Genomic DNA, 26,975 nt, shown 5'->3' on the forward strand with positions numbered 1-26,975 from the left:
CCTTACAGTATATGAACATTTGGGCATATTGCTACATCTTATTGAAGTGTCAATATTTATTCCTTTATCACTTTATGCCTGTTAAAAGGAGGATATGACAGGAGGTGATTCCATTACATCATGCGGTTTAAAGCGATTTTTGCATACTTTTTCGTTTTCTCATCTACAGAAATAATATTTTGAGGATTTCCTTCAATGATATTTTCTAAGGACCATAGCAAATGTGCCAGATCAATACGATTCATCGTTAGACACGGACAAAGATTCGGATTAAGCGATACAATTTCCTTATCAGTGAATTGTGCTGCAAGCCGGTTAACGAGATTCATTTCTGTCCCCACAGCCCATTTCGTTCCAGGGCTTGCATTTTTAATGGTTTCAATAATGTAATGAGTGGAACCGTTGTAGTCACTGGCTCTTACAACTTCGTGAGTACATTCTGGATGTACAATGATTTGAAACTCTGAGTGATTTTGTCTAAATTCTGCAATTTGTTCAACTGTAAACTTTTCATGTACAGAACAGTGGCCTTTCCATAAAATCACTTTGATTTCTTCCAAATCAGATCCTTCAAAGATTAGTTTGTTTTGGATGGGATCCCATACAGCCATGTCTTGAAGATTAATACCAAGATCAAAAGCTGTATTTCTGCCCAAGTGCTGATCAGGTAAAAAGAGAAGTCTTTTCTTTTGTTGAAATGCCCATTTGACCATGGATTTAGCATTAGAGGAAGTAACTGTCGCCCCCCCATTTTTACCGCAAAACGCCTTTATCTCAGCCGTTGAATTGACATAGGTTAAAGGAAGAATGGTATTCCCAAATAGTTTAGTTAATTCAATCCATGCTCTTTCCGTTTGATGAATATCTGCCATATCAGCCATTGAACAACCTGCTTTCAAATCAGGAAGAATGACAGTCTGATTGGGATGACTTAACATATCTGCCGTTTCAGCCATAAAATGAACACCGCAAAACACAATATAATCTGCGTCTCTATTTTCTGCTGAAATTTTGGCTAATTGCAGAGAATCACCTGTAACATCAGCAAATTGAACGACTTCATCTTTTTGATAATGATGGGCAGGTAAAAATAATTTATCATTTAATTGAGCTTTTATTTCACGGATCCTCAACTCCATTTCTGAAGGAGTCATGCTGGAGTAATGATCAGGGATGGAAGCAGCAGTCTTAATAAATGATCCTAGAATAGTCATGCTTTTACGGCTCCTTTAACATTTAAGCTAATATCAAGCGCTTTGTTTGAGTGTGTGAGAAAACCTAGAGATATATATTGAACTCCAGTCCGGGAATATACATCTATCGATTCAAGAGTAATACCACCCGAAGCTTCTGTTACAATTCCTTGCGGCACATGTTTTAGTCTTTGAGTTATTTCTTCAGGTGTACAATTATCGAACATTATGATATCTGCACCTGCTGAAACAGCTTCTAACACTTGCTTTTCTGTCTCGGTTTCTACTTCAATTTTTATTGTGTGGCCTAATTTTTCACGAGCAGTATCTATCGCTTCTTGGATAGAGGTAAACCCTGCAAGGTGATTATCTTTTAACATAACAGTGTCATACAGCCCAAATCGATGATTATATCCGCCGCCGCAGCGCACAGCATATTTTTCAAGCATCCTTAAACCTGGAGTTGTCTTTCTGGTATCACAAATGCGTGTTCTTCCATTAGCAAGTGAAACTGCTTGGGAAGTGACAGTAGCAATTCCAGAAAGACGCTGCATTAAATTTAATAATACTCTCTCACCTGTCAAGATACTTTTTCTTCTGCCTCTGATTTCTGCCAATATCATTCCTCGTTCTATATATTCACCGTCTTTAATATAAAGCTTTGATTTAATATTTGAATCAATTAATTCATATCCGAAGGTCAGAACTTGAGACCCCGCGAATATTCCATTCTCTTTTGCTATTATGGAAGCTGAGATCTCTGTTTCATCTTCAAAAAGAGCTGCTGATAAGTCACCAGTCCCTATGTCTTCAATTAAAAATTCCTGCAGCTGTTTTTTTAGCAATAAGTGATTCATCACGCAGCACACTCCTTATTATCTTTTTTTGTTCCCACTCTTTTAGTGCGAAAGGAAAATCTCTTCGATAATGACTGCCTCTGCTCTCCTTACGATTAAGGCAGCTTGTTACCGTTAACCAAGCCATTGTCTGCATATTTAATCTTTTGATTAAAGCCATGGGCTGATCAAGCAGAGAGGGATTGAAATTCCTGAGCTGCAATTTATCTTTAGCCTTTTTCAAACCCTCTTCATCCCTGCAAATTCCGGCATGTTTATCCATTATTTCTTGGATATCATTTATTTCAAGCAGTGTATAGTTTAAACAGTTCCCAGCAGGTAAGGATTCTTGTAATAATGACAAGGAGAATGGGAATGTCCTTTCATGCTTTTCAGAAAGAATATATTGAGCGGTCTGTTTAGCAAAGACTGCACCTTCCAGCAAAGAATTGCTCGCAAGTCTGTTCGCTCCATGCACACCTGTGTTTGCACACTCTCCAATCGCATACAAACCTCGCAGAGATGTTCTTCCAAAAAGGTCAGTTTTAATTCCTCCCATCGTAAAATGTGCACCTGGAGCTACCGGGATTAAACCGGCATCTAGAGATATTCCAGCATTTTCACACAATTTTGTTACACCGGGAAATTTATTTTCGAAATCAGATATACCTTTTATATTCAAAAAAACAGATACTCTTTGATTATGAATCTCATCAAATATTCTTCTGGAAACAATATCTCTTGGTGCAAGGTCCTTCAACGGATGTACCCCATCCATAATAGGAGAGCCGTTTGAGTTTACAAGAACTCCGCCTTCACCTCTTACAGCTTCAGTAATCAAACCGCTTATTTTTTCGCTTTTTAACAATGTAGGATGGAATTGAACAAATTCTAAGTCTGCAAGTTCAGCACCAGCACTGTAAGCCATACAGATTGCGCTTCCGTCAGATCCATATGCATTTGATGTTGCAGAATAGATTCCTGCATATCCACCTCCCGCTAAAATGGTATGAGTTGATTTGTATAACGTGAGACTGCCATCATCATCTTTACAATAAACGCCATAACAAATGCCGTTTGCTGCCAGCAATTCAACGGCATATTTACCTGTTTCAATTCTAACTTTGTCACTAACACGGCGAATTAAGGCTTCCATGACTTTCTTTCCTGTCTGATCCCCGCCTGCGTGTACTATTCGATTACGATGATGGCCCCCTTCTTTTCCTAACATAAATTGCCCGCTTAGATTACGGTCAAACGGAACTCCCCAACAGGAAAGAGAATCTATAACATTACTTCCTTCTTTCACAAGAAACTCAGTCATTTCCGGTTCGTTATGAAAATGTCCCGCTTGAAGGGTATCCATATAATGTTCTTGCCATGTATCGTTCTTATCAATAACAGCTGAGATTCCGCCTTGAGCCAAATATGAATTTGAATGCTTGATATCAGACTTTGTGATAACTATCACATTCTTATGCAAACTTAAATATTCAGCAGTCATTAAACCAGCTATGCCGCCTCCGATTATTAAAACTTCAGCTTCAACTATATCCAATCATAAACACCTCAACTTTACATGTGTCTTGACACCTATATTTACATAGAATTAAACTTGTTACAAGAATTTTATTATTTTATGAGGTGAACGCCTTGATATATTTGGATTATGCAGCTACTACTCCTATGTCACAAAATGCGATTGAAGCTTATATCCATACTTCAAGAAATTACTTTGCAAATACAGAGAGTCTTCACGATAGAGGACTAGATGCGAAGGAACTATTAGAACATGCACGTACTGCTTTCGCAAAGGTGGTTGGCAAAAATTCTAACGGAATATATTTTACGGGTGGAGGATCAGATGGAAACTTTTTAGCTGTCACATCTTTAGCTTTTGGGTCAAAACAAAATGGAAGACATATCATCACATCTAATGTTGAGCATCCATCTGTCGATTACGCTCTCAAGTTTTTAGAGACCCAAGGGTTTGAAGTCACTCGGGTTCCTGTAGATTCATCAGGTAAAATTTGCATTGAACGAATAAAGGGAAATTTAAGACCTGATACTATATTAGCAACGATACAGCATGTAAACAGTGAAACGGGCATTACCCAAGATCTTAAATGCATGAGTGATTATTTTAAAAGAAACGATATTTTGTTTCACAGTGACTGTGTTCAATCTTTTTCAAAAATAGACAAAGACTATTTTAATTCCATAAACATAGATTCTTTTACTGTTTCAGCTCACAAAATCTATGGACCTAAAGGAACAGGAGCGGTATATATATCACCGGCAATCCACATATCCCCTCTTCTTTCTGGGGTCACTCATGAACGCGGATTTAGACCCGGAACAGTTGATCTCCCGTCTATCGTTTCTTTTGTGACAGCTGTTGAAGAATCTACTAATAATCAATCATCACATTATGTTCAAGTAGCAGAAATGCGAAAACTGTTTATTTCGCTTATACTTAATAATAAAGAGATAATTTTAGAAGGAAGTTTGGAAGGTTCGCCCTATATACTCCCATTCAGAGTTAGAGGAATGGAAGGACAAATCGTGATGCAGGAACTAAGCAGGAGAAAGATTGCTGTTTCAACAGGATCAGCCTGCAAGAATGGACTGCAATCCCCTTCTAGAACCTTGCTTGCTCTTGGCCGGACTGTAAGTGAGGCACATGGTCTTGTACGAGTTTCGTTAAGTCACCTTACAACTACAGACGATATTTACACGCTCTGTAAAGCGTTGGATGAGATAACAAATCAATTTTCATCAGTTAGAGAGGTTGCATTAAAATGAATAAGGCAGAAAAATTAAAAGGCGATGATAGAAGAACACAGCTTATGAGTTGGCTAAAAGAATCTTCTGAGCCCTTGAGCGGCTCAGCACTAGCCGGAAAGACGAATGTCAGCAGACAAGTAATTGTGCAGGATATGTCCCTCTTAAAGGCGAGCGGTGAACCGATAATGGCAACTGCTCAAGGATATATTTACATGAAACCTGATAAGGGGCATTCATTCACTTGTGTTGTTGCAGCTATTCATTCTCCTGAAGAAACCATCGAAGAATTGTACACAATCGTAGATCATGGAGTAACTGTTGAAGATGTAACCGTTGATCACCCTGTTTACGGTGATATTAAAGCATCACTTAAGCTGTCAAATCGTAACGATGTAGAGGATTTAATGAATCGTCTAAAGGAAACGAAAGCTCCTCTTTTAAGTGAACTTACAGACGGGATACACATGCACACCTTATCTGCAGATTCTACAGAAAAATTAGACAAAGCATGCTTTGCATTGCGCAAAAAAGGATATTTATTATAAAGCCAAACGAACAGAAACCAGCAGCTTTACATCTGCTGGTTTCTTAAAATTAAGCTCCTGTTCCTACCACTTCAACTCTTTCAACAGTTTCCATTCGATTTAATGTTGCTAGTAAGTCTTTAATATCTCCTTGCAGCATATTCGTTTCGATCGTCAATGTAATGTGCGCGCGTCCTTGCAGGGGAATCGTTTGATTAATGGTCAATACATTGCATCCTTGTGAGGCAACGACAGTTAGAAGACTTGAGAGAGCACCGGATCTGTCTTCAAGATGGAGGGACAGTGTAATAATTTTTTCTTTCACCATCGTATGAAACGGAAAAATTCCATCGCGATACTTATAAAAGGCACTGCGGCTTAATCCAACTTTTTCAGCAGCTTCAGCTACAGTTTTTACTTTACCGCGATCTAATAAAGATTTAGCCTCTAACGCTTTTTGCATGGATTCTGATAATACATCTTCTCTTACCATATAGTACTGTTTATCATTTTTCATAAGAATTTCCTCCGGTGTAAATCTTACACTTATTATAATAAATACAAAAGAAAATGTCTATTCCACATGGACATATAAACAAAAGGAGAATTGTTGTTCTTTGATAAACTTCTTGCAAGCGATTAGTTGATCGGAGTGGAAGATGCGACTCCTGCATGCCAGACACCTGAATAACTTCTTGCAAGGCATACGACGAGGAACAAGCTTCGTAAGAATTGTTTGTAGACGCAGGAGCACACAAACTTCCTTAAATGTGAGACCTCTCATGGTACAAAAAGCACCGAGGGGCTTACCACAAGCCAACGAAAAGCGAGTATCTTGTAGCGGAAATCTACCCTACTCTCACATGATTGGATTCTTTTTCAACCGCTCATTTACTAAATGATTTAGCTTTTGAACATTTTTTAAGTAAGCTTCTTCGCATGGTTGACCGGAGTGCAAGGTGCGAGACTCCTGCGGGATTAGCGGGACAGGTGAGACCCCTCATGGTGCAAAAAGCACCGAGGGGGCTCACCGCACGCCCCGCGGAAAGCGAGTACCTGGAACGGAGATCAACCCTTCTAGAGAACAACCTAAAAGAAAAACAGCCCTAGATGAGGGCTGTCTTTTTTAATCAATAAATTCAAATTCATATTTGAGAATTCGTACAACATCACCATGTTCTGCACCGCGATCTCTCAGTGCCTGGTCAACACCTAGCGTACGCATTTGACGCGCAAAACGCTTAGTTGCTTCTTCTCTCGAGAAATCTGTCATCTTAAACAATTTCTCAATCTTCGGCCCATTAATAACAAATATTCCAGCAGGATCACGAGTAATATAGAAACCTGCATCTTCTTTTTCGTGCTTATAAAGAACACGCTGCTGTTCAACCCCATCATCATGGATAAGAGGGAACTCAGGAGTAACTTCAAGAATATCTGCAGTTGTAAATAATACTTCACGAATTCCTTGGCGAGTAATGGCTGAAATAGGGAAAACTTTAACGTCGTCTCCTGCTTTTTCCTTAAATGCCTCTAGGTTTTCTTCCGCTCCAGGAATGTCCATCTTATTGGCAATCACAATCTGCGGACGTTCCATCAATCTCATGTTGTATTGATTAAGCTCTTCATTGATCTTCACAAAATCCTCATATGGGTCTCTGCCTTCCATACCGGACATATCGATAACGTGAAGAATTACGCGTGTTCTTTCAATATGACGCAGGAACTGATGTCCAAGTCCTACACCTTCATGAGCTCCTTCGATTAATCCCGGCAGATCAGCCATAACAAAGCTTCTGCCGTCCTCAACTGGTACAACTCCTAAATTAGGTGTGATTGTTGTAAAGTGATAAGCCGCAATTTTGGGTTTTGCTGCAGAAACGATAGATAAGAAAGTTGATTTTCCTACGCTAGGGAACCCAACAAGTCCAACGTCTGCTAAAACCTTTAATTCTAATGTTACTTCACGTTCTTCACCTGGTTCCCCATTTTCAGCAATTTCAGGTGCTGGGTTTGCAGGAGTCGCGAAACGAGTGTTGCCCCGGCCGCCTCGGCCGCCTTTTGCAATAATTGCTTGCTGCTTGTGATGTACTAAGTCAGCAATTGTTTCTCCCGTATTTGCATCCGTTACAACTGTTCCAGGAGGAACCTTTACGATCATATCGTTAGCCTTTTTTCCATGCATGCCTTTAGACATTCCATGTTCGCCTCGAGGTGCTTTAAAATGGCGGTTATAACGAAAATCCATCAGTGTACGAAGTCCTTCTTCCACTTCAAAGATAACGTTCGCGCCTTTTCCCCCATCACCACCGGCAGGACCGCCGTCTGGCACATATTTTTCGCGGCGGAATGCAACCATCCCATTACCGCCGTCACCAGCTTTTAAATAAATTTTGACCTGATCGACAAACATTTAATTCTCCTCCTTTCATTAGGAAGTTAACTGAAATTCAAAATAACACTTATTCTCCTGAATATAGCTTTCGATGAGTGCCATGCTTTTATGTGTTGAAAAAATATTCTTCATTTTTTCGAGTGTATTCTCCTGATCGGAGAGATTACCCACAAATGTATAACTAACACGATGATCTTCAGGTTCGAATGTAACAGTAAGTGAGTATTCCTCATATCCCGAAATCGAATTGTTCAGCACATCGCATAACTCATCCGTTGTATGTAACAATTCATCTTCAAATAAACTAAAATCTCCGCTTTCACCTTTAACTTTTCCATACAATTTTACCGGATGCTTCAGCCAATTATAGGTTAGTAAGTACTCTGATAAATTCGGGGTCTTCAGGTTAGAGATTCTGGATTCTTCCCGGGATAATTCAATAACTTCATTCATTATCTCTTTTGCCCGCTCAGTGCGATCAAGAGACAGATTTGCTTTAATAAGCTGAAGCTGGTTTAGCCAGTCATGCCTGGCATGGCGCAAAAGATCGACAGTCGTCCATTTTTTTGACATCATCGCACTTCCAGCCTTTCCTTTTAATATGGCTATACCTTACACCAACAAATTTAGCGCAGTACTCAAACTTTTGTAAATGCTAAAGAAAACTTGGCTTACTTTGCTATAATGCAAAGAAAAAACCCTAACCAATCTGGTTAGAGTTTTTATCTCCCTCTTACGCTTCTTGCGCGATTGGGTAAACACTTACCTTTTTGCGGTCACGGCCATAACGCTCGAAACGAACGATTCCGTCAACCTTAGCAAATAGAGTGTCATCTCCGCCTTTACCAACGTTTGTACCAGGATAGATCTTAGTACCGCGTTGACGGTAAAGAATTGAACCACCAGAAACGAATTGTCCATCAGCACGCTTAGCGCCTAAACGCTTAGACTGTGAATCACGACCATTCTTTGTGCTACCTACCCCTTTTTTAGAGGCAAAGTATTGAAGGTTTAATTTAAGCATTCGTTGCACCTCCTTCATGTTCAGTCAATTTTATATACTCACTGTATCCTTCTTCAATCGAAGCAAGAGATACAATCATGCCTTCCAAAAGCAATTGCGTTTTTTGATAGGTCGAATCATCTAGATTATTCGGTACTTTGCACTTTAAAAATCCACCATCTTCATGAGTGGTCACTTCAGGCTCATAGCCGCAAAGTTTTTCAATAGCATTAATTGTACCGAACGACACGGCTGTTGCGGCTGCACAAACCAAATCCTGGCCATGTGGAGCAAAATCAGCGTGTCCATCCATCGAAAACGAAAGTATGTTTTGATTACTGTTTCTGAAAATAGAAACTGAAATCATGAGAATTACCCGTTAATCTTGTCAATCACAACTTTTGTGTATGGTTGACGGTGTCCTTGCTTACGGCGATAGTTCTTCTTCGCCTTAAACTTGTAGACAACGACCTTCTCGCCACGGCCATGTTTTTCAACTTTTGCCGTAACTGTAGCACCTTCAACTAAAGGAGCTCCTACTTTCAAGCTGTCTCCACCGACCATCAATACATCTTCGAATGTTACTGTTTCACCAGCTTCAACATCTAGTTTCTCAACATAGATTGCTTGACCTTCTTCAACTCGAACTTGCTTACCACCAGTTTGAATAATTGCGTACATCAACGTGCACCTCCTCTTATACTCAGACTCGCCATCCTAGGTGTATATAAAATACTTAAAACCTAGTCTGTGCGGTTGGAGCGGGTGCTCCAAACACTAACGAAAAAAGTTTACCATGTTTGGGACTGCTGTGTCAATCTGAAAATCGCTTTTTTAAATCATTCGCAGCGCCTGTCTGCCTAACAATAATTTCACGATTTATCGAACCAGGAGTCACAAATATCATGCTTCCGTACCTTTTCTCGATATAGGAGAGCTTGTCCGGATGATTTTGGAGCCATTCAGCAAAATATGGCGGAACTTCTAGCCAAATTGCTTCATCATCGTGATACTCATATTCCATAGCTATTCTTTCAAGCTCATAATAAAAGGTTTCCGGCCGCAGCTGGTGACTGTCCATAATATCGCTTCTTGGTTTTTCGGTAAGCGTTTCTAATAACGATGGCCGCTCTTTTTTTCTGGTTAGTTCAAAAAGCCCCATTTTTGTGAAGCCATACAAATTAATTGTTGAAGAATCTTTTTTGATTTCTTCTTTTAACGCAGAGAAGATCATGTCTTTGTCTGAATTTGTCTGCATAGTGATAAAGTCAATCACAATCATTCCCGCTAAATTGCGCAGCCGCAGCTGCTTCATAATTTCTTTAGCAGCTAAAGCATTTGTCTCTGCCACGGTTTTTGACCGGTCTTTTTTTCCGGTAAATTTTCCAGTGTTCACATCAACAACTGTTAAAGCTTCTGTAACATTGAAATAAAGTGAAGCACCATTTTTTAGCCAAATATGAGGCAACAAGCTTTTTTGAATTTCTAAATCAATACCATACTTTTTAAAAATCGGTTCTTTTTCGTTATATAGCTTAACTTGAAAAGGTGTACGATACGTAGCTGCGTACTCTTTAATGTGTGAATAAGTGTCATGATCATCTACAATGATCTCTTCAACATTTGAATTAAGCCATCTTTCTAAAAAAGTATAATAAAATGACGGCCGGATAATTAAGCTTGGTGCTTTTACCCCCTCAGCCATTTTCAAGGCTTCTGAAAATTGTCTCTTTAAGCTTTTTAATTCCAGATTCATTTCGTTTTCAGGAAAAGTTTCGCAGTCAGTCCGGATAACCATTCCTTCTCTTTCACTGACTTGTTCGGAACCCCACTTTAATAAAGTCTCACGCTCAGATTCTTTTATTTTTTTTGAAACCCCAATATGCGGAGTGTACGGGAAATATACGAGGAGATGTCCTGTAAAAGATAGGAGGGCCGTAAGTTTCGCACCCTTATCGCCGCTTTCTTCTTTTGCTATTTGAACGAGGACAGATTCTCCTTCTTTAATCAAGCTAGAAATTGATATTTTCTTCTTATCTTCATTGGATAGCATCTGGAATGCAGGCAAATCATCTCTATGCAGAAATCCGTTCTTTTCCGTTCCTATATCTACAAAAACAGCCTGCATGCCTGGAAGCACTTTTTGGACTCTTCCTTTATATATACTCCCTGTTGAAGGCTTTTCATCTGGTCTCTGATAAGCGCATTCTACAAGTTTTCCGTTTTGAAGGAGCGCCGTTCTTTTTTCCAGGCCAGCCGCATTGATCACTACTTGTTGCATATTTATTACACATCTCCCTGTCCATGCTTCATTTCTTTATTTTAACGAAAAACCTGGCCAATTGCACATTCAGGAGAATGATTATAAAAATAAGCTTCTAATAGTTCTTTTTCTTCTAAAGTAACCGGGTTATGATCTTTAACAATTATGGAGTGTGAGATTCCTTTTATTAATCTGCTAGTGACATTGGATAATGGCATTGTTGGGGGTACGATCAGTGTACGAGTTCGTTTTGAGGGATTCTGCTGCATTTTGCTTAATAAAAAACGTATAAACACATAATGTCTTCTTTTCCATTCTAAAATATGCGCAACTAATAAAAAGGCACAAATAACCCAGAGGTTTAAATGATTCGGCTGCAGATAGAGCTGCCATGCTCCCCCAGCTATTAAAAGGAATGCTGAGCAGATCAGAAATTGACGCTGTGCAAATTTAAAGGGCATCCACTTCGTAAATAACGCAAATGCAATCTTGCCGCCATCCAATGGCCAAATAGGCAATAAGTTAAAAGTGAATAAGGTGAAATTCAAAAGAAGGAACCAAGTAAAATCCTCAGGAGATATAATCCCCGTACTGTTAAGCATTAAAGCCAATCCAGTCATCCATACATGCTGCAGCGGCCCAAGTACAGCTACCCAAATCTCCTCATGAAAGGGCCGTGTGCCGTGTTCTTCTACAACGGCAGCTCCACCAAAAGGAAGCAGATCAATTCTGGAAATTCTCCATTTAAAAAGATGGGCACCGGCAAAATGACCCATCTCATGTATAAGCACGACGGAAAACCATACGATAATTTCTCTAAAATGTCCTGTTAAAACAGCGCCGAAAATAACAATCCAAAATGCCGGATTAACCTTTATTTTTCGGATAAATTGTACAATCAGGTTAATCAATATCAATCACCTTGCTTGGATCAATGAAGCTCTTGTCTTTTTTTATTGCGAAATAAAACTTCCCTGTTTTACCACCGTCATTTTCTGAAACTTTCCCAAGCCGTGTTCCGCTTTCTACATAGTTATAAAGTTTAATGGAATTATCGATTTCTTTCAGATCACCGTACCAGGATTCTTGTTCATCAGAATGCTGAATAATAACGGTATACCCGAGATCTTCTTTTTTACCCGCAAAAACAATGTATCCGTCTTTTGCAGTTTCCACTGACTCTTCTTTGCTTCCTGTCTCTATCCATATTCCTTTACCATTAGAACTGAATGATTCATAAACTTTCCCATCAGCAGGAACAGCGTACACCTCACTTGTTTGTTCTGGTTCATTTTTAATCAATTTATCTTTTGGCAGCAAGGCTAGTGGTTTTCCAAATTGATTTTCATACCAGTCTTTTGCGGCTGCAAAATGAAACTCGTCTTCATACACATGCTTGATAAAATTTTGAGCTTTAGCCGTTTGTTCACCATTATTTTTAAAGATAATCCCAACGATTAAGAATAAAATAATAGAAAACATCACTTGCATCAGTAAGGCATGACGGTTAAATAGAGGATGATTTTTCTCCGAGTCATCTCTGTTAATAGACACACTTTTTTCTTTTGAAGATCCTTTTTTGGATAAGTTTCCATACTTTTTTCGGATTTCATCTGCTCTATTTTTCATACCCGTTCCTCCATTTTTTCTCATATATATGTACATCCTATGACTTGTCCGCTGAAGTTATGAGTAAAATGAAATCTTAATGAGCGATTATTAGAGGAAGGCTGTTCCGTAAACTTTCTTGTGGTTTGAATAACAGAAGGAGTTGATTTCCTCTCCAGGATGCTCGCTTTCCGCGGGGCGTGCGATGAGCCAGGCGAAAGATATATAAAGTGCTGCTCCTGCGTCTACAAGAAAATCCTGCGAAGCAAGCATTCTCGTCGCATGCCATGCGAGACGAATACTTGGTAGCTGGCACGCTAGTCCCGCAGGACAAGGAAGGCTTCGACAGTGTTACATCGCACGAAGAAAATGTGATATTCATTTTCGAGGAGTCTCGCACCTTACGATCAAATAAATTTGTCAATGAAGAATAAGTACTATCCCAAAACAGCCATTTGAGACTAAAAGAAAAAGCACTAGCCTAAGCCAATGCTTTATTTCATACCTAATAGTGTTTTAATCTTGCCAAAGAATCCTTTTTCTTCCTCTAAAGACAAAAGAGGAACTGATTCTCCTAAAATTCTTCTAGCGATATTACGGTAGGCAATTGAAGCCTTAGAATCCGGTTGCATTACTACCGGCTCGCCTTTATTTGCAGCCTTAATTACGTTTTCATCATCAATGACTACTCCTAAAAGCTCTATGGAAAGTACTGATACGATCTCGTCAACATCGAGCATATCACCGCTTTTTGCAAGGTGATTACGCAATCTGTTTACGATTAGTTTTGGTGCTTCAACTTCTTCTTGTTCTAGTAAACCGATAATACGGTCAGCATCACGAACAGATGAAATTTCTGGATTTGTTACGACAATCGATTTATCTGCTCCTGCTATAGCATTTTTAAAGCCTTGTTCAATGCCTGCTGGACAGTCAATAATAACATAATCATAATCTTGCTTTAATTCCTGTACAATTTTTTTAACTTGTTCAGGCTGAATAGAAGACTTATCTTTTGTTTGAGCTGCTGGCAGCAAATACAAACATTCAAAGCGTTTATCTTTAATTAAGGCTTGATTAAGTTTGCAGCGTTCTTCTGCTACATCTACCAGATCGTAAATGATCCTGTTCTCAAGTCCCATTAATACATCAAGGTTACGCAACCCAATATCGGTATCTACAAGACATACTTTTTTCCCAGAAAGAGCTAGAGCAGTCCCTATATTGGCTGAAGTCGTCGTTTTCCCGACTCCACCTTTCCCAGACGTGATGACAATCGCTTCTCCCATGCTTCATTCCCCTTTCTATACCAAGCTGTTCAACGTCGGTCTAAGTCGGTGAACAGTACTGATCCGATCGATCCGAATCTGTTGTTCCTCTTTGGATATGTAAGCAAACTCCATCTCATTCCCCAAATCAGGATAAGAGTCTGGTGCTCTATTAATATGATGTGCAATCCTTAGCTGAGAAGGTTTCATAACAGAAGCAGCAATGATCGCTTCTTCATTCCCTTTGCTTCCGCAATGAGCGATTCCTTTTAAGGCACCCAGAATATAAATGTTACCGGTAGCGATTACAGTTCCACCCGGGTTTACATCACCTACAAGAAGCAAATCACCCTGAATATCTAATACCTGTCCGGATCTAACAATCTTTGAAACGGTCACTACCTGTGCATCTTTTCTCAGTTCCTCAGCTTCTGCTTTGGTGATAACATCTGATTCAATATGTTCTAAGATCAGATTCTCCTTTTGTTTTAAAACTTCCCGCAATTTCTCTTCTTGTTCAGCAGTAACATATCTCGTTCCTGCTTTCACTTTAACAGAAATAACTGGACCATTGAGCAGCTGTCCACTGTTTGCAGTTAATTTATCATGGAGTTCCTCAATAATTTTTTCGAAGGAACATTTATCATCCAACAACAAAATGAGGCCGTCTTTTGTACCTTTTATTGTTACGTTGTGCTGCAGTTTCTGTACCATTGCCATTGTTCACCTCAACGTACTAACATTCGACAGCTAGGTCTAAATTCCTCTTTGCTGGAGTTAGTTTTCTTTTAGAGTATCCTTCAGCAGGTTTAGCTGCTTCACATATGGATAATAAATGAGTATCGCAAAGAAACCGTTTAAGATGAGGGTAGGCAACAATCTTTTATAGAGAAACATATCTATCATTTGATAGCTGATCCCAATAAGACTGTTTAAACCATAAACAAAAAACTCTAGGATAGCTACACCAACAATGGAAAGAAGCAGTGTAACGATAAGGTTTCCGAACAGATATCTTGAGAAAACAGATGTAATATAGGCGGTTGCAGCCATTGAAAATAAGTATACACCAATAATATCTGTATAAAGCAAATCAGTAAGGAGTCCAAATCCTAGTCCATAGACCAGTCCATACGTCGAATTTAAATATATAGCAATAAATAAAATCATTACCATAGAGAAACGAGGAATAAATTGCCATTCCATATTGTTCTCCTGCGGCAATAAAGCTTGCATCAAGGAACTCTCACTAATAAATGCTAAATAGATAAGAAAAGGAAGAAGGATTTTTTTCATCATTCTTCCTCCTTTTCTTTTAAACTTTCATCTACTGCAGGCATCTCTCTTTCGAGAACCATCACATGATCCAAATCATACAAATCAGCAGAAGGTTTTAAATAAGCAGTCTGAGTTAAACCGACTTCATCTGGTTCAATATCAATAACTTCCCCGATTAGAAGATTAGGAGGAAAAACATCTCCTAGGCCTGAAGTAATAACTTTTTGACCTTTTTTAATCTTCGCATCCACCGGAATCTTTTTAAACAGCAAAGCCTGTCGTTTCGTATCGTATCCTTCTATCGTTCCAAAAATATTTCTTTCTCCTTGAACAATTGCAGAAAAACGGTTTGTCCGGTCATTATCACTTATAAGCTGAACAGTGGATTGAAACAGAGAAACATTCGTCACTTTACCTATAAAACCCTGGGGCGAAATAACTGCCATCTTTGGCTTAATTCCGTCTTTTTCCCCTTTGTTGATATAAATAAATTGATTCCATTGATCAGGAGACCTGCCGATCACAGTTGCTTCGCGCACCTTGAAGTCAGTTAGATCTTCTTCTTTATCAAGCTGTGCTTTTAACGTTTCATTCGTTTTCTTAACTTCCTGGTACTGTACATATAATTTTGCGTACTCATCTAACCTTGCTTTTAACATTTGATTCTCTTTGTAAAGCTGTTTCATTTCAGCTAAATTCTCAAAGAAACCCGCTATTGTATTAGCGGGTTTATAGAAAATCGTTTGTGTTAGTCCTGCAGAATCTTTTAAAAACTGCTCAGGTAAGGTTAGGCTTTCCCTTTTTTTCATCGAAAAACCGATCAAAGCTACTAGAATAATAATACTGACTAGCAGAATGATAAGCCGTTTATTCGAAAAAAAATGTGGCATGAAAATACACCTACTTACTTGGATTTAGATCTAGAAGTAATACCAGCTTTGGATTTGAAAAGATGCAGATTTTCAAGCGCTCGGCCAGTTCCTACTGCTACACAATCCAATGCGTTTTCCGCCACGATAACAGGCATTTTTGTCTCTTCACTTATCACTTTATCCAAGTTTCTCAATAAAGCTCCTCCGCCAGTAAGAACGATACCGCGATCCATAATGTCAGCAGCAAGCTCTGGGGGCGTTTTTTCAAGAGTTACTTTTACAGCATCCATAATGCTATTAACCGTATCACGCAACGCGCTGGAAACTTCTTCCGCAGTAATCGTAATCGTTTTTGGGAGACCTGTCAATAAATCTCGTCCACGAATATCCATGTCTTCAATACCTTCAGGTGTTCCAGCAGATCCGATTTCAAGTTTAAGAGTTTCTGCAGTTCTTTCACCAATCATTAAGTTATAAGTCTTTTTAATGTAAGCGATGATTGCATCATCCATCTCATCACCTGCGATACGAATTGACTGACTCGTTACGATACCTCCAAGAGAGATAATAGCAACTTCTGTCGTACCTCCGCCAATGTCAACAACCATGCTTCCAGTTGGCTCCCATACAGGAAGATCAGCTCCGATTGCTGCCGCAAACGGCTCTTCAATCGTATAAGCTTCACGTGCACCAGCTTGCTTTGTAGCATCCTCAACAGCACGTTTTTCCACAGCTGTTATACCAGACGGTACGCAAACCATTACATATGGCTTGCGCGCGAAAACAGAACGGTTTTTTTGTGCTTGCTGAATAAAATACTTCATCATAGTAGCAGTTGTTTCAAAATCCGCAATAACCCCGTCCTTCATAGGTCTTACAGCTACAATATTCCCCGGTGTACGGCCGATCATATTTTTTGCAGCATTACCTACTGCCTCAATTGACCCTGTGTCAGTACGCAAAGCAACAACGGAAGGTTCACGCACAACAACACCCTTGCCCTTCACGTAAACAAGTGTGTTTGCAGTTCCTAAATCAATTCCTAAATCTCTTGAAAATCCACCAAACATTTATGTAAACTCCTTTCATCAAGCAAAACTCATACGTTTGATTATACGCTATAAAAGAATCAAAAGACAATGTTAAACATATCCTTTTTCTTTTAAACTTACGTATTTTTGATCACCTATAATAATGTGATCCAGCACTTCGATTCCCAGCATTTTTCCACACTCTACTAACCTTTTAGTAACTTCAATATCTTCCCTGCTTGGAGCGGGATCTCCACTGGGATGATTGTGAAAACAAATAATCGAAGCACTCGATCGCTTCAAACCCTCTTTGAACACCTCACGCGGATGAACGATAGAAGTATTCAGACTGCCAATAAAGACTGTCTTCTTATGAAGTACTTGATTTTTAGTATTCAAATACAAACATACAAAGTGTTCCTGGTGCAAAAAGCGCAGTTCATCCATTAAGTATCTTGCACCATCTTCTGGGGACCGGATTGTATATCTCTCTTCAAATTGAAGCCGGCTGATCCGTTTGCCGATTTCAATAGCAGCAATTAGTTCTACCGCTTTGGCAGGCCCAATGCCGTTGATTTCTTTCAGCTCGCCAATCGAAGCATCTTTCAAATGTCTTAATCCTTCAAAATGCTGAATAATATGGTGTGAAAGCTGTATGGCAGACATCTGTTTTGTTCCTGTACGTAAAAGGATGGCTAATAATTCATAGTTGGACAGGGTATCAGGACCGTCTTGCAACAGCCTTTCCCTTGGTCTTTCCTGTAATGGATAATCTTTAATCATAAGCGGTTTTGTTGCCACTTACGTTCCTCCCTCGTTCATTCAGTCTATCTGACTGACCCGGTGAAAGAAAATCCGAATTCACTTAGTGTTCTTACCACTCTGGATACCGGCAAACCTACAACACTAAAATAATCACCATGAATTTTTTCTACGAGTAAAGAACCTGAACCTTGAATGCCATAGCTTCCTGCTTTGTCAAAAGGCTCACCAGTGCTGATGTACCAGCAAATCGTTTCTTCGCTAAGCGGATAAAATGTCACACTTGTCTTTACTGAAAATAAACGTTTCTTTTCTTGATCCATAATACAAACACCAGTGTAAACATCATGTGTCTGACCAGACAGCATCCTGAGCGTTTCGACAGCTTCTTTTTCATTTTGAGGTTTCCCAAGCCGTTTGTTTCCATAAGCAACAATTGTATCAGCACCTAAAATAACATCATTTGGTTTATATGTAAGAACATCTGATGCTTTTTGTTCTGCAAGTGATTGTACCAATTGACTTGGAGTAAGATTGGGATCCATTTTTTCTTCAAGTGTACTAGGATATGTTTCAAATGGAAGAAGCGTTAATGACAGAAGTTCATATCTTCGAGGTGAAGAAGAGGCTAAAATGAGGTGTTTCATGTAATCACCTTTCAATTCGTTCATTGATGTTAAATTTACACAGTTTTACAATAACAAACTTGTAAAAAAAAGACAAACGACGCCAAAAACTTACTTCTATTAGTTTTTCGGCATTTTCGCCTTTTTTATGTGGGCAAATGGAAACATTCATAGACGATTTTTGACAAATTTCTCGAAAGTGCTTAAAAAGGCAGACTCGGCAGTTGCATTTATAGAATTCAAGACATCCATGATAGGAAAACAGACAGACTAAGCCGTTGATTTCCGCTCCAGAGTGCTCTCTTTCCGCGGGGCGTGCGGTGAGCCATGGTGAAAGATTTAAAATGCTGCTCCTGTGTCTACAAGAAAAACAACAGCGAAGCGAGCTTCCTCGTCGCATGCCTTGCGAGAAGAATACTCAGGTAGCTGGCACGCTAATCCCGCAGGAGTCTCGCACCTTACGCTTCAATCAACTAGTCAAAGAAGCCTTTCACAAAACCTTCAAAAACAAAAAAATTATATAGTAGTGCTTTGTTTACAAGAAAAGTACAGATAGAAAAGCAGAGAAAGGGGAGGCTTCTCTGCTTTTCTTAAAAGGTTTTTCTATTTTAATGTCTGAAGCAATTGTTTATAAGATTGAAGACTGTCCATAGCCTTTTGCTGAAATGCCCAGTTAAGTTCACCTTTCTTTGTATCTTTCAAAGCTAGAAAAGCACCTTCTAGCTGTTTTTCGAAGACTGATGCAGCATTAGCTGTTTCGTCCTTCCAGTTTTTCTTTTGTTTCTGTCCGTATTGTTTCCATTTATTAAAATCACTTAAAGTTTGATCAAGTCCAGATTCCTTTGTGCCAGGCATTTGTGAAAGGGTTAATACATTTTGCAGAAGAATCTGGCCATTAGTGAAATATGTTTCGTCTAAATTGCTCGGTGTTTTTAGGTCGTCGAATGAGAAAGACAGTGTTTTAACGAGTGGTTTTTCCATTTCCTTTTGATAGCTTTCACCATAGCTTTCTAGTTGGTGTTTTTCATTTGCTATCCCTACAATTACGGCAGATTTTTCATCACCAGCGGAGATGATTACTGCGGAAAATCCTTTATCTTCAATGGATTTTACAACGTCTTCAGCTCTTTCTTTTGTTGAAAATACGCCAGCCTGCAGGGCTGAAAATTCTAGGTTTATAGGAGGCAATGAAACAAGTTTTTTTCCAGATGGAGACTTTTCTTTTTGAACCGGAGCAGTTTCAGGTTTTAGATTTCCAGCTTCTGTGATATCTGTTGAAAATACCATCAAAACCATGATTCCTAAAACGGTTCCAGTTACTATTGCTGCCATAACTGCTGCTAAGATCTGCTTCGGCAATGATTTGCCTTTTTGAGGAAGATAAAAGCCTGTCCTTCTTTTAGAAAACAAATTCATTTTCTTTCTTTTAAATGATATTTCATTTTTCTTTAAAGGTTCTGCAAGCACCATGAAATTATCTCTATCTAATACTTCAATAGCTGCTGCTATTTCATTGCTTGATTTCTCTTGCTCTTTGTTGGATTCACTTTCACTATATCGTTTTTCCTTACCATTTATTAATATCGAAATCTCCTGTTTCAAGTCCATCCGCTCCTCTCTAGCATCTACTAAATCATATGCAAATTGTTATTTAATAGAACTGAAAAAGCAGATTCAAATTCAAAATTAAAGTCGGTTTTCGTAAAGTAGGTTGCTTTAGAATGAGGTTGATTTCCGTTGCAGGGCTTGCTTTCCGCAGGGTGTGCGGTAAGCCCATTCATCGCAATGCGACTTTGAATGGTCTCACCTGTCCCACTCATCCTGCAGGACAAGGAAGGCTCCGGCAGCTTAACACGCACGAAGAAAATGTGAAGTTCATTTTCGAGGAGTCTCGCCCTTCCACTTCAATTAACTTTTCAATGAAGGACTGATAAAAAATCTTACTATAGCAACAATCTTTAAAAAAATGCCAAATTAAAAGACCCCAGATGAATTCCTGAGGTCTTTCGGGACTATCCTATATAAGCTGCCACTTTATTGCGGCCTTGTTGTTTTGCACCTGTATACATTGCTCTGTCGGCATTTCTTACTAGTGTTAATGGGTCTTCTCCTTGATGAGGAGCAGTAGCTACCCCAATACTCGCAGTTATGTATATCTTATGTTTACACTTATCGGTTAAATCATTGTGTATTTCAAATCCGTTGTCCGAAATTACAGAACGAAGCTCTTCAGCTATTTCTAAACATTCTTTCCCGCCAGATTCAGGCAGAAGAATAATAAATTCTTCCCCGCCATATCGGGCTACTGTCCCGCGTTCTCCAATAAAATCCTCCAGCCTTCTAGCAAGCATTATGAGTACATCATTGCCGCTTTGATGACCGTAAGAATCATTTACTGCTTTGAAATGATCGATATCTAGCAATATAACAGAGAATTGTTTTCTGAAATATTCGTAGTTGTTATACATACTAGCCAGAAGATCCTCAAAGTACCTGTAATTATATAGACCAGTTAATGGACACTGCTCACTTTTGAGCTTTGTGGATTCATAGTTTCTAGCATTATCAATGGCAACCGCTAAATAGTTTGCTAAAATCTCTAAAATAATCAGATGGTGCTTTTGGTATGCATGTTTCTTCTTAGAAGCAAAAGTAATAATTCCGACGATTTTTTGATTTCGAATCATAGGAACGGCTACTACAGATTCTGCTTTACCCTGAAAGAAAGTTTCAGATATTTCCCGCCACGCTTTCAACTTGCAGTACCTGATACTTTTTCCGGTAGACCATACTTTTCCGCTGATCGCTTCATGCTTTTTAATAGGAACAGAAGCCAGAATGCCTTCTTCACTTTCATACTTTCTAATGATTTTTAAATGTTCACCAGCATCTGCGTCATATATAAAGGCAAAATCAACAAACATAAATGCAATGAGTTTTTCAATAAAAACATCTAAAATATGATTTACTTTTAAATGCTCCGAAAGCTGCTGACCAATCTCGCTCGCTTTTTGCAAGGAAACATTTATCTGTTCGCTAGAATGATAGAGTTTAATAATGATTGAAAGTGATATAAACGGAAGCCCTACATAAAAAATAGCAGGCTGCCCTAATTGGGAATATAGAACGTACAGCATTAGTCCAACTGGTATAGCAAGAACTTCTGAAACTAGATCCCATAACGCATCCCATTCAATAAAACGACTGGATTCCTCATAAAGAACAGTAATAATGAAGTACAATCCGACATGATTCAGTACTAACCCTGTTAAAACATACCCAAAAACAGGTATTAAATTAATCGGTTCATTTAAATCAAATGCACCTGTTACTCCACCGAGCTGATAAAAAACACTCGCCTCACAAATAATGAGCCAGGAAAACATAAGGGTATTAGCCATATATCTGTAATACTCTTTGAAAACATTAACTTTAAGCGAAAAAAACATGGCCATTACAGATAGCAGCGTCATAGATAAAGCAACTGTTAAACCATAGTATAAAAAGACAGCTAAATTTATACCCGACATAAAAGAAATATTCGTATTAAGAACCTTAATAGGAAACAAAGAAACGATAATCGCTAAAAGCGAAATAATACCCAAGTCGATTAAATTTAAATCCGGCTGGTTATTTGTCATTTGCACGGCAGTCCACAACGCCAGAGGGAATAAAATCAGCCATGCCACTACTAGATATTTGCGTTTTCTCATATTATTCATCTGTGAACTCACGGCTTCCCCCCCTATTAATGTTCTATATACACATCTATTTTACTAGTACATTTATCTTATCTTTTTATTTTATCAAAAGTTCAAAAAATTACAATAAATGTTATTCCATATTTTGAAAACTTTTTCTAACTTCTGAAATAAAGTAAAGAGATCCAGTGATGACAAGGACATCCTCTTCTTTTAATTTTTTCATTGCCTCTTTTAAAGCATCCTTCCAGGAAGAGATGGCACACGACTTTTGAAAAGGGCTTTCAGCTAATAACTGCTCTGCTGATGCTGCTCTTGGAAAGTCAAAGGTAGTGAAATATGCCTCATCTATAATATTCTCTAGCTCTTTCATCATGTTTTTATAAGCTTTATCATGCAATGCGGCAAACAGCAAATAAACCTTTCTGCCCTTATAATGATTTTCTATCGTTAGTCTCAGTGCTTGGATTCCTTGATGATTATGAGCGCCATCAATGATTATATCGGGTGATGATGAAACTTTTTCAAACCTGCCCGCCCAATTTGCACGAAATAATCCGGTTTTAATTTTTTCTGGATCAATTCTGTAAAAACCCTTTCTTGTCAAATATTCAACGGCAGCCAGAGCAAGTCCGGCATTTTTTACTTGATGGATGCCTTTCATCGATAATTCTGCTGAAATATTTGAATTTTCAAGCCCTGTGTATAAAAACTCTTCTCCATTGTCGGAACTCTTCTTATGCAAAACAGAAAAATCCCTGCCAAGAATATAAGTGTCGGAATGTACTGTATTAGCCTTCTTCTCTATCACATTTAAAGCTTCAATCTGTTCAACAGTTGTGATTACCGAAACCTCTTTTTTTATGATCCCAGCTTTTTGAAATGCAATTTCTTCAATGGTGTCCCCTAAAATTCCCATATGGTCATATCCAATATTTGAAATCAGACTTAATATTGGTGAAATTACATTTGTTGAATCATATAAACCGCCTAATCCTGTTTCATAAATAACGATATCCGGCTGCTTTTTTGCAAAATATAGCAATGAAATGACAGTGATCACTTCAAACTCTGTCGGACTGCCTAAAGAAGTTTCAGTCAGTTCATCAACCAACGGTTTTAGCAATTTTGCATATTCCAGCAATTCATCGTTTTTAATAGGTTCTTTATTAATTGAAACTCTTTCATTAAAAGTAATGAGATATGGAGAAGTAAAGGTTCCAACATTGTAGCCAGCTTCATTAAAAATACTCCGTAAATACTCAACAGTAGATCCTTTTCCGTTTGTTCCGGCAATATGTATACATTTAATTTTTTTCTCCGGGTTCCCTGTTCTTTGCAGCAGCCATTCCACTCTCTTCAATCCTGGCTTTATACCAAACTTCAATAAACCATGTATCCATGTTAATGTTTCATTATAGGAATTCAAACTTAAGCCCGCCTTTCATAACGTAAAAGAAGGCGAATCCTGCATAAAAGGATCCGCCTCATAATCGTAAACTGTTAGCTTTGAAGCTCTTTTATACGTGCTTGAACGTTATCATATTTTTCCTGATAATCACTTTCTTTTGCACGCTCTTCAGCAATAACCTTTTCAGGTGCTTTTTTCATAAAACCTTCGTTGCTTAATTTTTTCTGTACACGTTCTACTTCTTTCGCATATTTTTCCGCTTCTTTTTCAAGACGCTTGATCTCTTCTTCAATATTCAGCAATCCTTCAAGAGGAAGATACATTTCAAGCCCAGTTAAAACGGTGCTCATGCTCTTTTCTGGTGCTGAGATTTCATCAGAAATCAAAAGTTCGCTCGGGTTGCAAAAACGTACTAAATAGTTGCGGTTTGTTTCCAGAGCTTTTAAAATCTCTTTATTTTTCGGCTTGATTTGGAGTTCGATCGGCTTGCTCGGTGCAACGTTCATTTCTGAGCGGATGTTACGAACAGAGCGGATCACTTCAGTTACAAGAGCAAATTCATTTGCAGCTTCTGGGAAATGAAGGTCATCTCGTTTTACCGGCCAAGAGGCAACAGTGATAGATTCACCTTCGTGAGGCAGATGCTGCCAGATTTCTTCTGTAATAAACGGCATGAACGGGTGAAGCAATCGAAGTGTCTGGTCCAGTACATAAGCCAAAACAGAACGAGTTGTTTTCTTAGCTTCTTCATCTTCTCCATAAAGCGGCAGTTTTGCCATCTCGATATACCAGTCACAAAAATCATCCCAGATGAAGTTATAAAGAAGACGTCCAACTTCTCCAAATTCATAGGCATCAATCAGTCTTGTAATGTCTTCTGACGTTTCGTTAAGACGAGTCAGGATCCATTGGTCAGCAAGTGACTTTTTGCCGCTCAAATCAATCTCATCGTATTGCAAGCCATCCATATTCATAAGTGCAAAACGGGATGCGTTCCAAATTTTATTAGCAAAGTTCCAAGTAGACTCCACTTTTTCCCAATAGAATCGGAGGTCGTTTCCAGGAGAGCTTCCGGTAGTTAAGAAGAATCTTAGTGCATCCGCACCGTATTTCTCGATAACATCCATCGGATCTACACCGTTTCCAAGTGACTTACTCATCTTACGCCCTTCAGAATCTCGAACAAGTCCGTGAATCAATACATCATTAAATGGCTTTTGATCAGTGAACTCAAGCGATTGGAAAATCATTCTTGATACCCAGAATGAAATAATATCATATCCTGTTACAAGCACATTTCCAGGGAAGTAGCGTTTTAAATCAGCAGATTCTTCATCCGGCCATCCCATTGTTGAAAAAGGCCAAAGAGCTGACGAGAACCACGTATCAAGGACATCTGTATCCTGCTCCCAATTTTCAGGATCATTAGGTTCTGTTTTTCCAACGTAGATTTCACCTGTTTCTTTATGGAACCAAGCTGGAATACGGTGTCCCCACCATAGCTGGCGTGAAATACACCAGTCACGGATGTTTTCAATCCAGCGCAAATACGTGTTTTCAAAACGGTCTGGAACGAAATTGACTTTGTCTTCGCTGCTTTGAAGCTTGATTGCTTCTTCTGCAAGTGGCTTCATTTTTACGAACCATTGAGTAGATAGGTAAGGTTCTACTACAGCACCGCTTCTCTCAGAGTGCCCCACCGAATGCATGTGTTCTTCAATTTTAAATAGAACTCCTTGATCTTGGAGGTCTTTTACAATTTGTTTTCGGCACTCAAAACGATCAAGCCCTTGATATTTCCCGGCATTTTCGTTCATCTTTCCGCCTTCATCCATTACCAAGATACGTTCAAGGTTATGTCTGTTTCCGATCTCAAAGTCGTTAGGGTCATGAGCAGGTGTGATTTTTACAGCCCCTGAACCAAATTCCATATCTACGTAGTCATCACCTACGATCTCAATCTCACGTCCAACAATTGGCAAGATTGCCTTTTTACCGATTAGATGCTGATAGCGCTCATCTTTCGGATGTACTGCGATAGCCGTATCTCCAAGCATTGTTTCTGGACGAGTAGTAGCTACTTCAATATATCCTGAACCATCTGCCAGCGGATATTTCATATGATAGAAAGCACCCTGAACATCCTGGTGAATAACTTCTATATCAGAAAGTGCTGTTTTTGTTTGAGGATCCCAGTTGATGATATACTCGCCGCGATAGATCAAACCTTTTTCGTAGAGCGTTACGAATACCTCTTTTACCGCTTCTGAAAGCCCTTCGTCTAATGTAAAGCGTTCACGGGAGTAATCTAATCCAAGACCAAGTTTTGCCCATTGCTGGCGGATAAAATGAGCATATTCCTCTTTCCATTCCCATGATTTCTCGAGAAACTTTTCACGCCCAAGATCATAGCGGGAAATTCCCTCTTCACGAAGCTTCCCTTCAACCTTAGCTTGAGTTGCAATGCCTGCGTGATCCATTCCAGGCAGCCATAAAACATCAAAGCCTTGCATGCGTTTTGTACGTGTAAGAATATCCTGCAGTGCAGTATCCCAAGCATGACCAAGGTGAAGTTTTCCGGTTACGTTCGGCGGCGGAATAACAATTGTATATGGCTCTTTCTCTTTGTCGCCTTTTGCTTCAAAGAATTTTCCTTTCAGCCAGAATTCATAACGGTTTTCTTCTGTAGCCTTCGGATCATACTTTGTCGGCATCGTAAGTTCTTTCTGTTCGTTCGTCATCATTTCTCCTCCTTTTATTTCTAAAGGCTCTTCTCTAAAAGATTTTTGCTTTTAACTTTTTTGTTGATTCTCTTCATTGACAAGGTTGATTGGAGTGCAAGGTGCGAGACTCCTCGAAAATGAACTTCACATTTTCTTCGTGCGATTTAAAGCTGCCGAAGCCTTCCTTGTCCTGCGGGATCAGCGTGCCAGCCACCTGAGTATCCTTCTCGCAAGGCATGCGACGAGGAAACTCTCTTCGTTAGGAGTTGCTTGTAGACGCAGGAGCACACATGCTTCATTGAGACTCCTAATGGTGCGAAGCGCAAAGGAAGCTCACCGCACGCCCCGCGGAAAGCGAGCATCCTGGAACGGAAATCAACCACTTCAAGGAGCAACAAAGTTTGCGAAAACAACCTTTCTAAAAAACAAAAAAAGCCCAATCGTCTTAAAGGACGAAAGGACTTTTCCGCGGTACCACCTTAATTTACGGCAAGTTCAAATTAACTTGCTGTACTCTTCATCGATAACGGATTTACCGTCTTCTTCTACTTCATTGTTCAAAGAAGATGCTCAAGGGCGACTTCCAACCAACTAGCCTTAAGGATTCTTTCAGCAGATGAATCCTCTCTCTAAAAGGTGTTGCATTTGTACTATTCCCTGTCTACGCACAATATAGAATCTGATTATATTTTAT

25 protein-coding genes and 2 other annotated features are annotated in these 26,975 nt (G+C 39.1%); of the genes, 2 read left to right on the forward strand and 23 right to left on the reverse strand.

Annotated features, from left to right (window positions below; all coding sequences use genetic code 11):
• Positions 1-113 precede the first annotated feature (113 nt).
• Genes nadA through nadB form a run of 3 tightly spaced genes read right to left on the reverse strand, consistent with a single transcriptional unit; the run spans position 114 to position 3,587 of the window.
• Positions 114-1,214: a quinolinate synthase NadA gene (nadA, locus tag ABE41_RS13705; protein WP_066291327.1), complete on the reverse strand. Its 1,101-nt coding sequence runs from the start codon at positions 1,212-1,214 to the stop codon at positions 114-116.
• Positions 1,211-2,050, reverse strand: coding sequence for a carboxylating nicotinate-nucleotide diphosphorylase (nadC, locus tag ABE41_RS13710; RefSeq protein ID WP_066291330.1), 840 nt, complete (start codon positions 2,048-2,050; stop codon positions 1,211-1,213). Before nadC ends, nadA begins: the two co-directional genes overlap by 4 nt.
• Entirely contained in the window at positions 2,004-3,587 is a 1,584-nt protein-coding gene (gene nadB, locus ABE41_RS13715) for an L-aspartate oxidase (RefSeq protein WP_083207807.1), read from the reverse strand. Before nadB ends, nadC begins: the two co-directional genes overlap by 47 nt.
• A gap of 95 nt (positions 3,588-3,682) precedes the next feature.
• Between nadB and ABE41_RS13720 the strand changes: the two genes are divergently transcribed.
• A complete protein-coding gene (locus ABE41_RS13720) occupies positions 3,683-4,834 on the forward strand; it encodes an IscS subfamily cysteine desulfurase (RefSeq protein WP_066291332.1) in 1,152 nt (383 codons plus the stop codon).
• Positions 4,825-5,361, forward strand: coding sequence for a transcription repressor NadR (locus tag ABE41_RS13725; RefSeq protein WP_172827404.1), 537 nt, complete (start codon positions 4,825-4,827; stop codon positions 5,359-5,361). The genes ABE41_RS13720 and ABE41_RS13725 overlap by 10 nt, the downstream gene beginning before the upstream one ends.
• A gap of 49 nt (positions 5,362-5,410) precedes the next feature.
• Here the strand turns inward: ABE41_RS13725 and ABE41_RS13730 are convergent, their stop codons facing one another.
• The 20 genes from ABE41_RS13730 to ABE41_RS13830 all read right to left on the reverse strand — a co-directional run bounded on the left by ABE41_RS13730 (position 5,411) and on the right by ABE41_RS13830 (position 26,299).
• Positions 5,411-5,857: an ACT domain-containing protein gene (locus ABE41_RS13730; protein ID WP_066291335.1), complete on the reverse strand. Its 447-nt coding sequence runs from the start codon at positions 5,855-5,857 to the stop codon at positions 5,411-5,413.
• A 609-nt stretch (positions 5,858-6,466) separates the two neighbouring features.
• The gene (obgE, locus tag ABE41_RS13735) at positions 6,467-7,753 is read right to left on the reverse strand and encodes a GTPase ObgE (RefSeq protein WP_066291338.1); all 1,287 of its coding nucleotides are present in this window, start codon (positions 7,751-7,753) and stop codon (positions 6,467-6,469) included.
• Positions 7,754-7,771: 18 nt separating this feature from the next.
• Positions 7,772-8,308 (reverse strand): Spo0B domain-containing protein, encoded by a 537-nt coding sequence (locus tag ABE41_RS13740; protein WP_066291340.1) that lies wholly within the window; start codon positions 8,306-8,308, stop codon positions 7,772-7,774.
• Between the two features lie 160 nt (positions 8,309-8,468).
• Positions 8,469-8,759 carry a 50S ribosomal protein L27 gene (gene rpmA, locus ABE41_RS13745; protein ID WP_066291343.1) on the reverse strand — a complete coding sequence of 97 codons (291 nt, stop codon included), beginning with the start codon at positions 8,757-8,759 and terminating at the stop codon, positions 8,469-8,471.
• Positions 8,752-9,105, reverse strand: a complete 354-nt coding sequence (locus ABE41_RS13750) for a ribosomal-processing cysteine protease Prp (protein ID WP_066291345.1) — start codon at positions 9,103-9,105, stop codon at positions 8,752-8,754. The genes rpmA and ABE41_RS13750 overlap by 8 nt, the downstream gene beginning before the upstream one ends.
• Positions 9,106-9,110: 5 nt before the next feature.
• A complete protein-coding gene (gene rplU / locus ABE41_RS13755) occupies positions 9,111-9,419 on the reverse strand; it encodes a 50S ribosomal protein L21 (protein WP_066291353.1) in 309 nt (102 codons plus the stop codon).
• A 14-nt stretch (positions 9,420-9,433) separates the two neighbouring features.
• Positions 9,434-9,506, reverse strand: a sequence feature (ribosomal protein L21 leader region).
• Positions 9,507-9,552: 46 nt separating this feature from the next.
• Positions 9,553-11,019 (reverse strand): Rne/Rng family ribonuclease, encoded by a 1,467-nt coding sequence (locus ABE41_RS13760; RefSeq protein WP_066291354.1) that lies wholly within the window; start codon positions 11,017-11,019, stop codon positions 9,553-9,555.
• A 41-nt stretch (positions 11,020-11,060) separates the two neighbouring features.
• The gene (locus ABE41_RS13765; protein WP_083207809.1) at positions 11,061-11,912 is read right to left on the reverse strand and encodes a site-2 protease family protein; all 852 of its coding nucleotides are present in this window, start codon (positions 11,910-11,912) and stop codon (positions 11,061-11,063) included.
• Positions 11,905-12,630: a M23 family metallopeptidase gene (locus ABE41_RS13770; RefSeq protein ID WP_066294863.1), complete on the reverse strand. Its 726-nt coding sequence runs from the start codon at positions 12,628-12,630 to the stop codon at positions 11,905-11,907. The genes ABE41_RS13765 and ABE41_RS13770 overlap by 8 nt, the downstream gene beginning before the upstream one ends.
• A gap of 473 nt (positions 12,631-13,103) precedes the next feature.
• Entirely contained in the window at positions 13,104-13,898 is a 795-nt protein-coding gene (gene minD, locus ABE41_RS13775; protein WP_066291356.1) for a septum site-determining protein MinD, read from the reverse strand.
• Between the two features lie 15 nt (positions 13,899-13,913).
• Positions 13,914-14,591 carry a septum site-determining protein MinC gene (gene minC / locus ABE41_RS13780; protein ID WP_083207811.1) on the reverse strand — a complete coding sequence of 226 codons (678 nt, stop codon included), beginning with the start codon at positions 14,589-14,591 and terminating at the stop codon, positions 13,914-13,916.
• A gap of 63 nt (positions 14,592-14,654) precedes the next feature.
• The gene (mreD, locus tag ABE41_RS13785) at positions 14,655-15,176 is read right to left on the reverse strand and encodes a rod shape-determining protein MreD (RefSeq protein ID WP_083207812.1); all 522 of its coding nucleotides are present in this window, start codon (positions 15,174-15,176) and stop codon (positions 14,655-14,657) included.
• Positions 15,173-16,045: a rod shape-determining protein MreC gene (gene mreC, locus ABE41_RS13790; RefSeq protein WP_066291362.1), complete on the reverse strand. Its 873-nt coding sequence runs from the start codon at positions 16,043-16,045 to the stop codon at positions 15,173-15,175. Before mreC ends, mreD begins: the two co-directional genes overlap by 4 nt.
• Positions 16,046-16,059: 14 nt before the next feature.
• Positions 16,060-17,097, reverse strand: coding sequence for a rod shape-determining protein (locus tag ABE41_RS13795; protein ID WP_066291366.1), 1,038 nt, complete (start codon positions 17,095-17,097; stop codon positions 16,060-16,062).
• 72 nt (positions 17,098-17,169) lie between these two features.
• Positions 17,170-17,841: a RadC family protein gene (gene radC / locus ABE41_RS13800; RefSeq protein WP_139343039.1), complete on the reverse strand. Its 672-nt coding sequence runs from the start codon at positions 17,839-17,841 to the stop codon at positions 17,170-17,172.
• A gap of 44 nt (positions 17,842-17,885) precedes the next feature.
• Entirely contained in the window at positions 17,886-18,467 is a 582-nt protein-coding gene (locus tag ABE41_RS13805; protein ID WP_066291369.1) for a Maf family protein, read from the reverse strand.
• 582 nt (positions 18,468-19,049) lie between these two features.
• Positions 19,050-20,048, reverse strand: a complete 999-nt coding sequence (locus ABE41_RS13815; protein ID WP_066291373.1) for an SPOR domain-containing protein — start codon at positions 20,046-20,048, stop codon at positions 19,050-19,052.
• 410 nt (positions 20,049-20,458) lie between these two features.
• Positions 20,459-22,180 (reverse strand): sensor domain-containing diguanylate cyclase, encoded by a 1,722-nt coding sequence (locus ABE41_RS13820; RefSeq protein ID WP_083207813.1) that lies wholly within the window; start codon positions 22,178-22,180, stop codon positions 20,459-20,461.
• A 100-nt stretch (positions 22,181-22,280) separates the two neighbouring features.
• Positions 22,281-23,576 carry a bifunctional folylpolyglutamate synthase/dihydrofolate synthase gene (locus tag ABE41_RS13825; protein ID WP_066291376.1) on the reverse strand — a complete coding sequence of 432 codons (1,296 nt, stop codon included), beginning with the start codon at positions 23,574-23,576 and terminating at the stop codon, positions 22,281-22,283.
• Positions 23,577-23,650: 74 nt separating this feature from the next.
• Positions 23,651-26,299 (reverse strand): valine--tRNA ligase, encoded by a 2,649-nt coding sequence (locus ABE41_RS13830; protein WP_066291383.1) that lies wholly within the window; start codon positions 26,297-26,299, stop codon positions 23,651-23,653.
• Between the two features lie 427 nt (positions 26,300-26,726).
• Positions 26,727-26,954 (reverse strand) — a binding site (T-box leader).
• Positions 26,955-26,975: the final 21 nt, after the last annotated feature.

This window comes from Fictibacillus arsenicus, assembly GCF_001642935.1.
Taxonomy (GTDB): Bacteria; Bacillota; Bacilli; order Bacillales; family Fictibacillaceae; genus Fictibacillus; species Fictibacillus arsenicus_B.